Origin of the sequence: Pontibacter korlensis (assembly GCF_000973725.1) — a bacterium.
Taxonomy (GTDB): domain Bacteria; phylum Bacteroidota; class Bacteroidia; order Cytophagales; family Hymenobacteraceae; genus Pontibacter; species Pontibacter korlensis.
In genome coordinates this window covers 98785-114147 of sequence record NZ_CP009621.1, presented here as the reverse complement: position 1 = coordinate 114147, position 15363 = coordinate 98785, and the positions used below count along the sequence as shown (strand labels likewise).

General features: G+C 48.7%; 9 protein-coding genes and 4 pseudogenes. All 13 read left to right on the top strand.

The features are described 5' to 3' along the window. The first annotated feature begins 202 nt into the window (after positions 1-202). The 13 genes and pseudogenes from dnaG (at position 203) to PKOR_RS00440 (ending at position 15324) form a co-directional block, all read left to right on the top strand. Complete coding sequence (dnaG, locus tag PKOR_RS00495; protein ID WP_046308603.1) at positions 203-2119, top strand: DNA primase; 1917 nt, start codon at positions 203-205, stop codon at positions 2117-2119. 272 nt (positions 2120-2391) lie between these two features. After that, on the top strand, positions 2392-3639 hold the full coding sequence (locus tag PKOR_RS00490; protein WP_046308602.1) for a bifunctional 3,4-dihydroxy-2-butanone-4-phosphate synthase/GTP cyclohydrolase II: 1248 nt from the start codon (positions 2392-2394) through the stop codon (positions 3637-3639). Positions 3640-3900: 261 nt separating this feature from the next. After that, a complete protein-coding gene (locus PKOR_RS00485; protein ID WP_046308601.1) occupies positions 3901-4587 on the top strand; it encodes a hypothetical protein in 687 nt (228 codons plus the stop codon). Positions 4588-5180: 593 nt separating this feature from the next. Next, positions 5181-5816, top strand: a complete 636-nt coding sequence (locus tag PKOR_RS00480) for an HAD family hydrolase (RefSeq protein WP_046308600.1) — start codon at positions 5181-5183, stop codon at positions 5814-5816. A 168-nt stretch (positions 5817-5984) separates the two neighbouring features. Next, positions 5985-6888: pseudogene (locus PKOR_RS00475) on the top strand (IS982 family transposase). Between the two features lie 59 nt (positions 6889-6947). Continuing rightward, on the top strand, positions 6948-7475 hold the full coding sequence (locus PKOR_RS00470; protein ID WP_046308599.1) for a cellulase family glycosylhydrolase: 528 nt from the start codon (positions 6948-6950) through the stop codon (positions 7473-7475). Between the two features lie 1226 nt (positions 7476-8701). Further along, entirely contained in the window at positions 8702-9847 is a 1146-nt protein-coding gene (locus tag PKOR_RS00465) for an acyltransferase family protein (protein ID WP_052738642.1), read from the top strand. A gap of 807 nt (positions 9848-10654) precedes the next feature. Next, a pseudogene (locus PKOR_RS26055) lies at positions 10655-10804 on the top strand (DapH/DapD/GlmU-related protein); the annotation flags it as partial. Positions 10805-11293: 489 nt separating this feature from the next. Continuing rightward, positions 11294-11509, top strand: a pseudogene (locus PKOR_RS26050) (tyrosine-type recombinase/integrase); the annotation flags it as partial. A gap of 98 nt (positions 11510-11607) precedes the next feature. Next, positions 11608-11889 (top strand): tyrosine-type recombinase/integrase, encoded by a 282-nt coding sequence (locus PKOR_RS25945; protein ID WP_200897405.1) that lies wholly within the window; start codon positions 11608-11610, stop codon positions 11887-11889. A gap of 50 nt (positions 11890-11939) precedes the next feature. Beyond that, positions 11940-12962, top strand: a pseudogene (locus tag PKOR_RS26045) (IS91 family transposase). A gap of 471 nt (positions 12963-13433) precedes the next feature. Next, positions 13434-14759, top strand: a complete 1326-nt coding sequence (locus tag PKOR_RS00445; RefSeq protein ID WP_052738640.1) for a cellulase family glycosylhydrolase — start codon at positions 13434-13436, stop codon at positions 14757-14759. Further along, positions 14740-15324: a DUF3267 domain-containing protein gene (locus PKOR_RS00440; RefSeq protein WP_235337075.1), complete on the top strand. Its 585-nt coding sequence runs from the start codon at positions 14740-14742 to the stop codon at positions 15322-15324. The genes PKOR_RS00445 and PKOR_RS00440 overlap by 20 nt, the downstream gene beginning before the upstream one ends. Positions 15325-15363 lie beyond the last annotated feature (39 nt).

Here is a 15363-nt window from a genome sequence, read left to right as displayed (position 1 = left end):
AAGGCTTTGCCGAGGCTCCGCTTGTTTGGCTATAATGTTGCTTACCGAGGTGTGACAGCCTTTGAGTGCTTTGAAGCCGGAGCTGGTTGCACAGCTGTGGATGAGCACCAGCCAAGAAGAATAGCCGGAAAAGTTAATTTTTTACCTGCTGGCTCTTCAAACATTAACCCTTATCTTTGTCATCTGCTTATACTTTTTGCCTATGTCCCTCATCCCGAAAGAAATAGTTGACCAGGTTATTGCCCAGGCCGATATTACAGAGGTGGTAGGCGATTTTGTGTCGCTGAAGAAAAAGGGGCAGAACATGTGGGCCTGCTGCCCGTTCCACCACGAGAAGTCTCCGTCTTTTTCAGTGTCACCGGGCAAAGGCATCTACAAGTGCTTTGGCTGTGGCAAGGCGGGCAACTCGGTGCAGTTCATTATGGACGTGGAGGGCACCAGCTTTCCGGAGGCCATTAAGTATCTGGCCAAAAAGTATAGCATCGAGATACCAGAAGAGCAGCACGACCCGGAGTATGCCCGGGAGCAGAGCGAGCGCGACAGCCTGTTTATTGTTTCTGATTTTGCCGCCAAACATTACCAGCAGCGCCTGCACGAACATGAGCAGGGGAGTATAGGGCAGTCTTATTTAAAACAGCGGGGGCTGAGCGCAAACACCATCCGAAAGTTCGAGTTGGGCTACAGCCTTGATGAATGGACAGACCTGACCGATTCCGCGCTTAAAGCAGGGTACAAGCAGCAGTACCTGGAAGCTACCGGCCTTACCATTGTTAAGGAAGATGGCAAGAAGTATGACCGCTTCCGGGGCCGTGTGATGTTCCCGATTCACAACGTTTCGGGACGCGTGGTAGGTTTTGGTGCCCGTACCTTAAAATCTAACGATAAGAAGAGCCCGAAGTACCTGAACTCCCCGGAGTCTGATATCTACCACAAGAGTAATGTGCTCTACGGTCTGTTTCAGGCAAAGCAAGCCATGCGCATGCAGGACATGTGTTACATGGTGGAGGGCTACCTTGATGTGATTTCACTACACCAGGGGGGCATCGAGAACGTAGTGGCTTCCTCGGGTACTTCGCTTACCGAAGGACAAATCAAGCTCATCTCGCGCTATACCGAAAACATCACAGTGCTCTACGATGGTGATGCGGCAGGTATAAAAGCCTCTTTGCGTGGGATAGACCTGATTCTGGAGCTTGGCCTCAACGTGAATGTGGTGACCTTTCCGGAAGGGGAGGACCCTGATTCCTACATTCAGAAAGTAGGTGATACGGCCTTTAAAACATACTTAAAGGAGCACGCACAGGACTTTATATCGTTTAAAACCAGCCTTTATGCCAAAGAGGCCGCTGGTAACCCTGTCAGGAAAGCCGAGGCAATAAAGGAAGTCGTGGCCTCCATCGCCAAAATTCCCGATGCCATCAAGCGTACCGTATTCTTCCGTAGCTGTAGCCTCATTTTCGATATAGATGAGCAGGTACTGATCTCAGAGTACAACAAGATGCACCTGCAGGGACGGCAGCAACAGCACAAATCTGGAAGTCCGGAACCTGATTTTGCGCCACCTGCTCCGGCACCAGAGCCAGAGAAGCCGGCTTCTGATGCCGACATCCTGAAAAGATATGAGCGGGAGGTAATCCGGCTGATGGTGAACTATGGCTCTAAGCCCGTAGATGAGCAGCAGACGGTAACACAATACATGGTGGAGCAGCTCGAGGACGTTGAGTTTGAGGAGCCGATCTATGTAAAGCTTTACAACCTGGTTTTGCAGCAGCTTCAACAAGGCTATGTGGTAAAAGGAGAGGATCTTGTGAACGACGCTGATGATGAGATTCGTGCCGAGGTGATTGAACTGATCTCTACGCGCTATGACCTGAGCCACAATTGGGAAACACATCAGATTTATGTGCCCCACGAGGAGGACCTGCTCATGTATGGTATTGAGCGGGCTATACTCCGCCTGAAGCGCGTTAAGGTTCAGATGCTGCTAAAATCTGAAATGGAGAAGCTGCGCCTGGTTACCGATCCTGCCGAACAGGATCGCCAGCTTAACTACATTCTCAACCTGAAGTCTTTCGAAAACCAACTGGGAGAACTGCTGGGCATCGTGGTAAATAAGTAGGTTTCTTATATCAAATTATAATAGGCGCTATCCCTTCTGCTCTAGTGACTTACGCTATTTTTATTAGCCACAAAAGTGGCGTACACGGTAAAATTCTGCTTTTCAGGGTATACAGTGCCACATCAATTATCTTCTTCCTCAACTAATCTGCCTCCAGAACTGTTATATAAATAATAACGGCATTGCGGCATAAACTTTATAATTTTGTGACGCTCTATAAAAAATAACAGCGCTGCACTGCTCTATGGTGGTGTGGGCATAATGGAATAAGTATGGAAACCAATACAACTGGTGATATCAGGCCGCTTGACAGCATTGAGTCTGCCATTGAAGATATACGCCAAGGCAAGGTGGTAATTGTGGTGGACGACGATGACCGCGAAAATGAAGGTGACTTTATTTGCGCTGCCGAGAAGATTACCCCTGAGATTGTAAACTTTATGGCTACCCATGGGCGTGGCCTTATGTGCGCGCCCCTTACAGAGGAGCGTTGCGATGAACTGGGCCTGGAATTGATGGTAGGCCGCAACACAGCCCTGCACGCTACGCCGTTTACCGTATCGGTAGACCTGATCGGGCATGGTTGCACCACTGGTATTTCAGCCTCTGACCGTGCCAAAACCATACAGGCACTGGTAGACCCGAATACAGATCCACATTCACTGGGCAAGCCCGGCCATATATTCCCGCTCAAGGCTAAAAAGGAAGGCGTGTTGCGTCGTGCCGGCCATACAGAGGCTGCTGTAGACCTTGCCAGGCTGGCCGGACTGGCACCTGCCGGTGTGCTTATCGAGATCATGAACGAAGACGGCACTATGGCCCGTCTGCCGGATCTGGTAAAAGTAGCAGAGCGCTTCGACCTGAAATTAATCTCCATCAAGGACCTGATTGCCTACCGCCTGAAGAAGGAAAGCCTGATCGACCGTGAGATTGTAGTACAGTTGCCAACAGACTACGGTGATTTCGACCTGTATGCCTTTACCCAGATCAGCAGCGGTGCCAAGCACTTGGCTTTGGTGAAAGGCACTTGGGAAGAGAATGAGCCGGTAATGGTGCGCGTACACTCTTCGTGTGTTACCGGTGATATTTTCGGTTCCTGCCGCTGCGACTGTGGCCCACAACTACATGAAGCCATGCGCATGATTGAGCGCGAGGGCAAAGGAGTAGTTGTGTACATGAACCAGGAGGGCCGCGGTATTGGTCTGATAAACAAATTGAAGGCTTACAAGCTACAGGAGCAGGGGCTAGACACAGTGGAAGCAAACCTGGAGCTTGGCTTTGATATGGATGAGCGCGATTATGGTGTGGGAGCGCAAATTCTACGCGACCTTGGCATTACTAAAATGCGCCTTATCTCTAATAATCCCCGCAAGCGAACCGGTTTGATGGGCTACGGCTTAGAAGTGGTGGAGCGTGTGCCAATTGAGGTAGTTCCAAACGAACATAACCAGAAGTATCTGACTACCAAGCGCGATAAGCTTGGACATGAGATACTAAAGAACATGTCGATTAATAAATAATATGATCTGTATGGCTACCTGGATTTGCTTGAGTTAGGGATAGCTTTTGAAAATACTTTGTAAATAATTTTACCTGCACAGGAGGCTGCTAAAGTCTTTTGTGCAGGTTTTTTAGTTTTTAGGCGGATAAGACTTGGCAATCAGGCAACCTTTATCTCTGAAAATCATACAAAATGTATAACGTGTTGTGTGTGAGGGGGTAACTGTGGGAAACGGTTGTGTTTGCTGAATCAAATTGTATAATAATCGCTACTGAAAACTATGAAAAACAATACTTTTGCGGCAGTTTTACTGCTAATTACTTCACTGTCTGTTTATTTATTGCCCCGTGACGTGGATGCGCAATACAGACCTTCCATTGATGTGCAGGAGTGGCCTTCTGGCAAAGTTGTACTAACTTCTGGCGATACCATCTTTGGGCCCATTACGTTTTACCGTACGCAAGAGGTTGTAAGTGTACAAAATGAGGACGGTACCAGAAGTTCTTTTACTCCTGTAAATGTCCAATATTTCATTGCACAGGAAGAGCCTAGCGGAAGGTCCTACACCTTCAGGTCCCTGATGTGGGACATGGGCCGGGACTACTCAGATTTCAAAAAGCCGACATTTTTTGAGGAACTAAACCAAGGCTCTTATACCCTGATTATGCGTGAAGATTACATCCGCAAAGATCCTTCCCGTATGTCGCCGCTTTATGCTAACAATGCCGCCTATGGATCGGAGTATTATGTGCCGGGCAGTGAGTGGATAGACCAGATTAAAGCCCTGTATTATGTGCTGCTGCCCAATGGAGAGATTGTTACGCTTAGGAACGTGCGCAAGGACCTGCATGCGCTGTTTGGCAATAAGTCAAGGGAAGTGAGGAAGTTTGTGCGAGAGCGTAACTTGAGCTATGAAAAGCCCCACCAGCTCATGTCTATCATTAGTTTCTATAATTCACTCATCTAGCCCGAGTTTTGGAGCTCGTGAAATCCATTACCTAAAACTGTTAGTGCTATAATCAACTCCTCCTGCAACTAGGGTGGAGTTTTATGAAGGTTGCGCTCATAAAGTTAACCCCTGACATGTTCTGCCAGGGGTTAACTTTATGAGTGGCTTTGTACATTTTTAAAGGAAGTATGATCACGTGCCGCAGCCCCAAATTTTTTGATATAGTTGCCTGTTTATTAAGTTCTATTTATTTATGGTATGTATCGATCTTGCTTAGTGCTTGATGTAAATGAGTTTTAGAGTTGGAAAGTAGCTTGTGTTCGGTTTAAGTAATTGGTTGTAAATGTTATGTGGCCTATCTTGGTCTGGTCTAACAAGCTGCTTTCAGCTTGATCGCCCCAAGTGGATCAGTAATTTAGAGAGGTTGACCTGGGTTGCTTGTTAGAAAAGTACAGGAAAAGGGTTTGGTTAGTGATGCTGCAGAGATGGATAGTTTTTTATTAGCGAGGTGCTGTGCTTAATTTGCGGAGGCAGCATGTGTGGCGCAGGTAAAGTTTACCTTGCTATGCAGTATAAATGAGCTGCTTCTTTATACCTGAACTTGAAAGCACATGAATTATAAAGCACAATTTGATGGTCTGATCTTCGACCTCGACGGCACTTTGTGGGATTCAACACAAACTATTGCCGACGCCTGGAATGCTGCCATAGAGCAGCTGGAGCTAAAAGATGTTTCCCTAACCCGCCAGGATATTCGCGATACTGCCGGGATGCCCTATAACGCCATATACGATAAACTTTTCCCGAGCCTGAACAACGAGCAGCGTCAGCAGCTACAGGCTGTAGCAGGTAAGATAGAGCTGGAGTACCTGCAGAATAGAGGTGGGGAGCTTTACCCAGAGCTAATGGAAACACTGGAGCTACTGTGCTCTAAATACAGGCTGTTTATTGTAAGCAATTGCCAAAGCGGCTACATAGAAACCTTTCTACGCTTTTTTAACCTGCAGCCATACTTCACTGACGTTGCTTGCTTTGGGGACAAGCATTTGCCAAAAGGTGAAAACATCAAAGGTATCGTGCACAGAAACAGCCTGCAGCGTCCTGTGTACATCGGCGACACCCAAGGCGACTATGATGCCAGTGTAAAAGCCGAGGTTCCCTTCATCCTCGCAAAGTATGGCTTTGGAAATGTGCAGGCAGAGGTGGATGAGATTGAGCAGTTCAGCGACTTGAAAGCATTTGTTTAGTCTAGCCTCTGATTTTCTTTGCCGCTAGTGGTTGTGACAATAGGTTGTAAATGCTTAACTTAACGTGAACTCGGGAATTCACTAAGTAAAAATCAGTATTTCGTATAAACAAGAAGGCTAAGGGGCAGGTAGAAATAACAGCCATTATTTCACCTACCCCTTCGCCTTATGTGCTTTATCATAGATACTACCAAAGTCGTGGAAGTGTTCTGCGAAATTGATGATTTCTGCCTTCAGGTGAAGGAGTACCTTACTACCCATCCCTTACCCGAGGGACTCGCGCCGCGCCACCCGGCAGGCCGCAAGCCCTCCCTTTCGGAAAGCGAGGTGCTCACCATCCTCGTCCTTTACCACTTGTCGGGCTTCAAGTGCTTTGAGTACTACTATGAGCGCCTGGTGCTGGGAGAGCTGAGAAGCTATTTCCCCCGGGCCGTCTCGTATACACACTTCTTGGAACTGGCCAGGCAGGCGCTGCTGCACGCTTTTCTGCTGGCCCACTACCGAGCAGGCCTCTGGCAAAGAAGCGACCATTACGACATCGACTCCAAGAAGCTGCCTGTCTGCGACAACCGCCGCATCCACTCCCACAGGGTCTTTGCCGACATGGCTAGCCGGGGCAAGGGATCCACCGGCTGGTTCTACGGCCTCAAGCTGCACCTGGTCACCAACGAGCACAGTCAGCTGGTGCGCTTCCTGATCACTCCGGCTAACGTGGCCGACAATAACCCGAAGGTGCTCAGCTTCCTGCTCTCCGGGCTCAAAGGCAAGTGTTATGGCGATAAAGGCTATCTCACTTCCCTTTTCGAGGAGCTGCTCGAAGAGGGCTTGCACCTGGTGACCAAAGTGCGGCGCAACATGAAAAACATGCTCCTTACGCTACAGGATAAGCTAAACCTGCTCAAGCGGGGCAGCATCGAGGCCGTCAATGATATTCTGATGAGGAGTCTGTGACATCGACCACACCCGCCACTGAAATCCTTTGAACGCCCTAGCCCAGATTCTCTCCGGCCTTACCGCATACACATCTCTGGACCAGACTAGTAGCTTTAAGCCGGCTAGAATATATGCCTAAGTCCCGTGTTCACGTTAACTTAAGTACGCAATCAACCAACTGTTCACCTCCTCTATACTATGGCAAAGCATTTACTCAAGCGATTTGGTCTGCTGCTGCTTTTTAGCTGTATCAGCACGATACACGCAAACAGCCAGGGCTATCTGAAGGCCGAAGGCAAAAAAATAGTAGATGGTAAAGGGGAGGAAGTAATACTGCGAGGCATGGGCCTGGGTAGTTGGATATTGCAGGAGGGTTACATGCTGCGCACAGGCGATGTAGCCGGCCAGCAGCACGTGATAAAGGCAAAGGTACAGGAACTGATAGGGCCAGAGAAAACAGAGGAATTCTACAGCGCCTGGCTTTCGAACCATACGAGCAAAATAGATATCGACTCTATGGCTGCCTGGGGCTTTAACTCGGTGCGCCTGCCAATGCACTGCAACCTCTATACCTTGCCTGTGGAGCAGGAGCCGGTGAAGGGGCAGAACACATGGCTGGAGAAGGGCTTTGCTATGACTGACAGCCTGCTGGCCTGGTGCAAGGCCAACAACATGTACCTTATCTTGGTACTTAACTTATTATATTTGCCAAAGCAGATATACTGAAAAACCCGCTTAAATGATATTCCAAGAGGGTTTTTGCTTTTATAGCCCTTCCTGAATATACTCCGCTTTTTCCCTTGTTTTGATGTTTTTTTTTAACCAGTTTGTAACTCGCTTGTAACTCCATTTAGTATAAATTATTATATTGGATAGCAAAGGAATACAAGAGCTATGCAAGGGAAAAACAAACTGCAAAGGAGCCTGTAAATCTCAGGGAGAAAAAGCTGAAGAACGGCAACCTGAGCCTGTACCTGGATTTCTACTATGAGGGGTAAGGGATTTTGAGTTCCTGGAACTGTACCTGTTAGGCAAGCTAAGGGACAAGCAGGAGAGGCAGTCTAACAGTACCGTTCTGGAGCTTGCATAACGCATCAAAGCCAAACGCACAGAGGAACTGCTGACGGGGCTTTAAAACTTTCCTCCAAAAATCAGGGCACAGTAAATTTTGTGCAGTACTACCAAGCCTACATAAACAAGTACACTAAGGCAGATCATAGGGTATTGAGTGCGCCTACCTCAGCAAGTTTAAGGACTTCCTTAAAGTTAGGTACAGCACCGCCCGTCTACCTTGCTAAGACTGAAACCCAACAAAACAAGAATGGGGTTATGACCTGGAGCAGGAGTGGCCAAAAGATAGTCAGCATCAGCATAGCGTTAAAACCCGCACAGGTAGTCCTTACCTTGAACTGGACTATACCCACAACTGCACACCGATAAACTATAGGGTGCAGCTGGTTACTGTGCCCGCACACATGCAAGCGGAGCAGAAAGCTCTATTCAGTAGGGGCAAAGCTCTTGCACCGTAATTCCATTACAGGCTGCCTGTATGAAAGCCAGACCTACAGTTAAAAGAACTGGAAGCTGTTCAGGCTTAATGAAAATGCCTTTGGCTCAGACACGGCTGTACGAGCAGTCGAGCCGAAAGCATTTCAGAAGAACATATGCAGGCAAGCCCATTAAACGGTTTAGTAAGCAAACGCAGAAGATCAGAGAGAGTGAGCGGATAAGTTATTTTGATAAGGAGAAGCTGTTACATTGGTAGCTAACAACAGCAAAGGACCTGCTCTGCTGTTTATACTATGGCATGAATATCATTGACTTAAACTCAATTACTGGTTTAGCACTTAAACATTTGCAATACATTAAAGAGGCTTTTCCTTTCGTTTTAACAACAGGTCTAAAACTGCTTCAAATTCTATATAAAGTTGATAGTAAAGATATAAGTTTTGATGATTTACAATATAAATGTCCTTATTTTTGCAAAAAATATAGCTATGAAACGACTGGAACTACTTGACTATGGCAGGTTTTTTGCCGCAACCTTCGTGGTTCTCTTCCATTATACTTTAAATGGATTTACCAGCGGTAAGATAACATCCATAACCTACTCAGAAGAGATAATTAACTTTACGAAATACGGCTATCTAGGAGTAGAGTTATTCTTCATGATTAGCGGCTTTGTTATTTTCTACTCTGCGAAAAACAGGACTGCCAGCCAGTTTGCTGTTTCACGTACCGCCAGGCTCTACCCAGCGTTTTGGTTTGCGGTTCTTTTCACCACTACTGCTGCTCTGTTTTGGGGCGGTCCCTTGATGTCGGTTACTTTGCCACAGTTTATTGCAAATTTTACGATGGCTCCCAGGTTGATTGGCTTTAATCCAGTCGATGGGGTTTACTGGACATTGTTCTTGGAGCTGGAGTTTTACTTGCTGGTATTCATGTTCATATTTCTGGGGCTACAGCATAGACTAAATACCCTTTTTCTGCTGTGGCCTTTTGCTATTATTGGTGCCTCACTGGCTGGGTTAGGCGAGGTACCCTATTTGGGAGGCATGTTTACCTATTTTGCGGCAGGAGCCATTTTCGCCATTGCTAGAGAAAAGCGCACTGTGGAGGTGATTGTGCCCCTGCTAGTAGCGTTTGTCTATTGCGTTTACTACTCCTCTGGACAGGCGGCCTATTTGACTAGAGACAAGGGGGTAGAGTACTCCGCGTTGGTGATCGGCTTAATTATTTCTTTATTCTTTTTATTCTTTGTTGCTTTGATTTCAAAGAGAGGTACCGAGCTTAAGCTGCCCAAGTCGACTCTCTTGGGAGGCTTAACTTATCCTGTCTACCTTATACACAACCACTTTGGTTACATGGTTATCTCCCAGTATGCTACCGAGAAGAACAAAGCCTTCGTGTATACGGTCACGTTTGCTATAGTAGTAGCCGTTGCCTACCTGATGCATTATGTGATTGAACTCAAGTATGGGAAAACTTGGACTTCACTGGCCTGGTATGTCATAGGGAGACCTATTGAAGCGATAAATTATCATTTATCTAACAAGGTGACGATGCTCCTGAAAACAATTAGAGCAAGGAGGGGGTAAACAGGTCTTGAAACAGCTTTTGAACCTATCCCCTCTTTCTGTGGCTTCTAACTTTATTTACTTCTTGCTTTAAAGTCATCATATATTCATAGGCCAGAAATAACACAGCATCAATAAAATCCCCAGTAGCTAACATTTTAATGGATGCTCTGAACTGAGCAGGAAGCATTTCAGAAGAACTTATTAAGGCTAATGCAGAAGATCAAGGAAAGTGAGAGATTGAGTTATTTTGATAAGGACTTTTCTCTTATAGGCTTAGCTCTTACTTTCAACAAAAAGATATCTTTAAATTAGCGTTTTCTATAGTAAGTGCCCCAATAAAAATATTTAAGAAACATGAACAGATTTTTTAGAATGTTAGTCAGGTTATCAAATACTAACAAAATTTCAACCTTCATACTGAACAAAAGAGTGGGCACTCTGCCTAAGCTCAAAATATTGATACATAAAAAATCAAAAGTTTTTGCACATAGAAAAGGACAGATTATTTTAGGAGAAAAAGCTTTTCTCAATTTTGGTTCAGCATGGGAAAAAGCACCTTTTAGTGATTCAACATTAGGCATTGATGAGGGAGGAATTCTTAAAGTAAATGGAAACTTTACGTTCCACACAGGAGCCCATGTAGTGATTGGGAAGAATGCAACTTTAGAAGTAGGTAGTGGATATATAAATAATAATGTAGAGATACATTGCTGCAGTTCTATCAAAATAGGAAATAAAATTGCTATTGCAAAGCGTGTCACAATAAGGGATTCTGATACTCATGTGATTGATGGAGATAAAGAAAGAGCAAGTTTGCCAATTGAGATAGGCAACAAAGTTTGGATAGGTACAGGAGCAATGGTTTTGAAAGGTGTAAAAATTGGAGATGGTGCAATCATTGCGGCGGGAGCAATTGTGACAAAGGATGTTCCTGCTGGGTGTATGGCTGGAGGGGTTCCTGCAAAAATAATAAAGAGAGATGTTACCTGGAGTTAAGCAGAATTGGGAAGAGCAAGTTCTTTTTGTACAAAAGATGGGATTTACCAAGGGATGTTGCTCCCCATATCAAATCTACCTTAAATAATAGCTGTTGTTGCACTAAACCTTCAGTGGCTGGCTATAAAAAGCAGCGGATAAGGGTTACATTTTGATTCACACTTATTCCTTACATAAAGATGATAAAAAGAGCCTACCCTTATCCAGACTGCCTGTACCAATGTAGCCGGATTCAGCGAGCTTTACGAGAAGTTCTCCAAAAAAATCACCTTCGCCGGCCGCGGCCAGAGCACCCTCTCCAACTACGCCCGCCATCTGGCCAAGGTGGCCCTGCACTTTGGCTGCCTGCCCACCGAACTGGACTGCGATCAGATCAACGACTACCTCTACCTAGTAAAGCAGGAGCACAAGACCCCCTCTGACGCTTACTTCAAGTTCACCGTCTACTCCCTTCGCTACGTCTTCCGCATGGAGGGCCTCCAGGACAAGCGCATCGAGCTGCCCACCCTGAGGCGCGACCGCAGGCTGCCTGTGGTTTTGAGCAAGCCTGAGGTCAAAAGGCTGCTCTCGGCACCCCTACTCCTCAAGCACCGCGTGCTGCTGGCCACCCTCTACGGCTGCGGGCTGCGCAATTTCGAGCTGTGGGACCTGAAGCTACAGGACCTAGACTTTGACCGACGGATGCTGCACGTGCGCCAGGGAGAGGGCGGCAAGGACCGCTACGTGCCCCTGAGCCATCCATCCAATCTGAGCGCCCGCAAGAATGGCTCTTCAACGGCCAGGTGCAGGATAGCGAGCAGGGGCTGCTGGACAGGCGCTACACCACCACCGGCGTGCAGTGGGTGGTGCGAACGGCACGCAATGAAGCCGGCCTCTCCAAGCAGGTCACGCCCCACACGCTGCGCCACACCTTTGCCACCCACCTCTTGGAGGACGGGTTGGACATTGTCTCGATCAAGGACCTGCTGGGCCACGCCTGCATCGACACCACCATGGTCTACCTGCACGTGGCCCAAAGCGGGAGCCGCAAGCCCTTCTCCCCGCTGGACACGCTCTACTGCTAGTGCGCACCAGCCATGAGGTGGCCTAGGTACTAAAGGCTCACTGGCCCACGATCGAGAAGAATACTGGCATCAACTCCTAGCAGCTGCGCACCTTTCGGCCATCATGCGCTGCCGCACCCAGCAGATGGGCGGGCATGTGGACGCCTGCACCGGCTGCTGCCAGGTGCGCGTGAGCTACAACTCCTGTCGCAACCGCCACTGCCCCAAATGCCAGGGAAGAAAGCGGGAGCAGTGGATCCAGGCCCGGGAGCAGGAGCTCTTGCCCGTGCCCTACTTCCACGTGGTCTTCACCCTGCCCGACACCCTCAACCAGCTGGCCCTCCATCAGCCCAGGCTTGTCTACGACACCCTCTTTGAGGCCGCCTGGGCAACGCTGCTCGCCTTCGCCACCGACGGCACCTGGGGGCAAGGCCCGGCATGGTGGCCGTGCTCCACACCTGGGGCCAGGCCCTCTCGCTGCACCCCCACCTGCACTGCATCGTGCCCGGCGGGGGACTCACAGTAAGGGGAAAGTGGAAGAGCGCCCGCAGCAAAGGCCGCTACCTCTTCCCAGTGAAGGCCATGAGCCGCGTGTTCCGGGCTAAGTACGTGCTGCTGCTCAGGGAAAAGCTGCCCGAGGTGGACAAGTCCCTGATCAGGGCGCTGTTCCAAAAGGAGTGGGTGGTGTATGCCAAGCGCCCCTTACCGGGGCTTGAACATGTGGTCAAGTACCTGGGCCGCTACACCCACAAGATCGCCATCTCCAACCGCCATCTCACAGCCGTGGACGAGCAGTCGGTGACCTTCTCCTACAGGGACCATGGCAAGGAGCCAAGAAGCTGGAGATGAAGCTGGAGGGAATGGGGTTCATCCGCCGCTTCGCCCTGCACATCCTGCCCCGGGACTTTGTCCGCATCCGCCACTACGGCATTCTGAGCGGCACGGCCAAGGGGGCGGCCATTCCCGCGATCCGCCAGCAGCTGCCCGAGGACAGGAGGCAAAAGCAGCCAGTCCGCCAGCTCGAGGAGTACAACCCGCTAGAGTGTCCCTACTGCAGAAAGGAGACGATGGTCACCCTGCAGGTGCTGGCCTAATGGGGACCGCCATAAGGGATGAGGACACAGCGCCGCTACCAGGAGTTCGAGTAAGGAGCTACAAAAAAGCCACCTGAAAAGGTGGCCTGGCGAAGCTATGCCCCTGCAGCGGCAAATGCCTTGAAAAGAGCGGGAATCCTCTCCCGGAAACAGCATAAAGTATCTATTATTACCCCTCCAGGCTCACCTCCAATGGGCCAGCCAGCTACCTGAAAGCCTTGGACAGGTAGCGCAGAGCTAATCTCTTCCGACTTAAAACCCATAACGGGTCGCACGGTTAGTGCAACCACGGCTTCATTGTGGGCACTCCGTACCCAACGAAGCCTTAGTTGTTAGGTAAGGTTATTTTTAACCATTTTGTAACTCGCTGTCTTATTAATGGTTAAAACAATCTGAAATATAAATAATATATCGAAGGTTTAATCCACGCTTCTGGACCTGCACGCCGCCCCTTGAGGGCAAGGCAACGATATGAACATTTCGGACCGCGACCCAAGCAAGCCATCTTTGTGGGAGAGTAAGGCCAATCAGCAGAAAACAATAGCGCTTTGGCGCAAGCTGGCAGAGCGCTATGCCGATGAGCTATGGCTGGGCGCTTACGACATCATAAACGAGCCAAACTGGGGCTTCACTGATCCAAGCGATAAGAACGGCTGCAACGAACAGCAGAACGAGCCGCTCCGCAAGCTAATGATGGATATCATCAAGGCCATCCGCGAAGTGGATAAGCAGCACATCGTTATCATAGAGGGCAATTGCTGGGGCAATAACTATAGTGGTGTGTTGCCGCCCTGGGACCAAAACATGGTGCTCAGCTTCCATAAATACTGGAACTATAACAACCAGGGTGCCATACAAGGCTGGCTGGACCATCGCGACAAGTATAACGTGCCGGTTTGGTTAGGCGAAACAGGCGAGAACTCTAATGTATGGTTCATACAGGCCATCAGTTTGGTGGAGCGCAACAACATTGGCTGGTGCTGGTGGCCCCTAAAAAAGATGGGCTTCATTAACCCGCTGGAAGTGAAAGTAGACCCAGGTTATCAGAAAATACTGGATTACTGGAAAAACAAAGGAGCCAAGCCAACCGCTGCTGAAGCTTACCAGGCCCTGATGCAACAGGCTGAGAACACGAAGCTCGAAAACTGCATCTACCACAATGATGTCGTAGATGCCATGTTCCGGCAGGTTCATACCACAGCAACAAAGCCTTTCCAGCCGAATACAGTTACAGCTGGCACTATCCTTAACGCTGTGGACTATGACTTGGGCCGCAACGGCTTTGCTTACTTTGATAAAACTGCTTATTATTACATCTCCACAGGCGGCGAGCGCAGCCCCTGGAACAAAGGCCACCTGTACCGAAACGATGGTGTTGACATAGAAGCGGGTAAAACTGCTGATTGCTTTTATGTAAGCAGCTTTGAGGAAGGGGAGTGGCTGCAGTATACTTTGAACGCACCCCAAAAAGGCAGCTACAACCTGCAACTGCGGGTGGCATCAGACAATGCGGAAGGCAAGGTTACAGTGTGGAGTAACGGAGCTGTGGCGGCAACATCCGTGGCAGTACCGAATACCGGAGGCGCTGGCAGTTGGCAATCCATCGAAGTAGGAAATGTGCCTCTTGCACAGGGTAAAAACGTGTTACGAGTAAAAGCAGAGGGCGGAAACTTTAACCTCAGCTCTATCCAATTTGAAAGCAAAAACAAGCCTTCAACCAAAAAGCAAAGAGAAAGACCAGGCGTTAATTACACTATTGCTCAATACAAATATAAAAATGCAGGAAGAGGAGTATGAGAAAACAGAGCTGACCATGTCCGCTGCTGAAGCCAATGTGAAGGCACTGGTTTTCATGCTGCCGATACTGGTGCTTTATGTAGTGCCTTATGCTTTGCTTTGGCCAGAGCAGTTCAACATGGGGGCTGTGGAAGCATTCATCGGGGAGCATGGCTCAAAAACGCTGTTTTACCCTTTCCTGATGATGCTTGTCTTTGTGCTGGGGGCGGTAGTGCATGAACTGCTGCATGGCCTTACCTGGGCTGCCTTTTGCAAGCGTGGCGTTAAATCAATTAAGTATGGCGTGCACTGGAGTTACCTTACTCCTTATTGCCATTGCCAGGAGATGCTGCCGCTGCGCCCTTACATACTGGGTGGTATCATGCCCGGACTGATGATGGGGCTGCTGCCGGCGCTGGCGGGCCTTGCCCTAGGTAACATGCTGCTGTTTCTTTTCGGCCTCTTTTTCTCTATAGCCGCCTCCGGCGATCTGCTGGTGCTCTGGATGCTGCGCCACACCAAGTCTACTGACCGTGTGCAGGACCATCCGGAGAAGATCGGTTGCTACCTGTACAGGAAAGTATAATTCGCTGTATCCTGTTGCTATCTGAGAAAGAAATCAATT

What these genes read in the sequence shown, in the direction of transcription:
- dnaG (WP_046308603.1), top strand. Translation starts at nt 203, where the DNA reads ATGTCCCTCATCCCGAAAGAAATAGTTGACCAGGTTATTGCCCAGGCC.
- PKOR_RS00490 (WP_046308602.1), top strand. Translation starts at nt 2,392, where the DNA reads ATGGAAACCAATACAACTGGTGATATCAGGCCGCTTGACAGCATTGAG.
- PKOR_RS00485 (WP_046308601.1), top strand. Translation starts at nt 3,901, where the DNA reads ATGAAAAACAATACTTTTGCGGCAGTTTTACTGCTAATTACTTCACTG.
- PKOR_RS00480 (WP_046308600.1), top strand. Translation starts at nt 5,181, where the DNA reads ATGAATTATAAAGCACAATTTGATGGTCTGATCTTCGACCTCGACGGC.
- PKOR_RS00470 (WP_046308599.1), top strand. Translation starts at nt 6,948, where the DNA reads ATGGCAAAGCATTTACTCAAGCGATTTGGTCTGCTGCTGCTTTTTAGC.
- PKOR_RS00465 (WP_052738642.1), top strand. Translation starts at nt 8,702, where the DNA reads ATGATTTACAATATAAATGTCCTTATTTTTGCAAAAAATATAGCTATG.
- PKOR_RS00445 (WP_052738640.1), top strand. Translation starts at nt 13,434, where the DNA reads ATGAACATTTCGGACCGCGACCCAAGCAAGCCATCTTTGTGGGAGAGT.
- PKOR_RS00440 (WP_235337075.1), top strand. Translation starts at nt 14,740, where the DNA reads ATGCAGGAAGAGGAGTATGAGAAAACAGAGCTGACCATGTCCGCTGCT.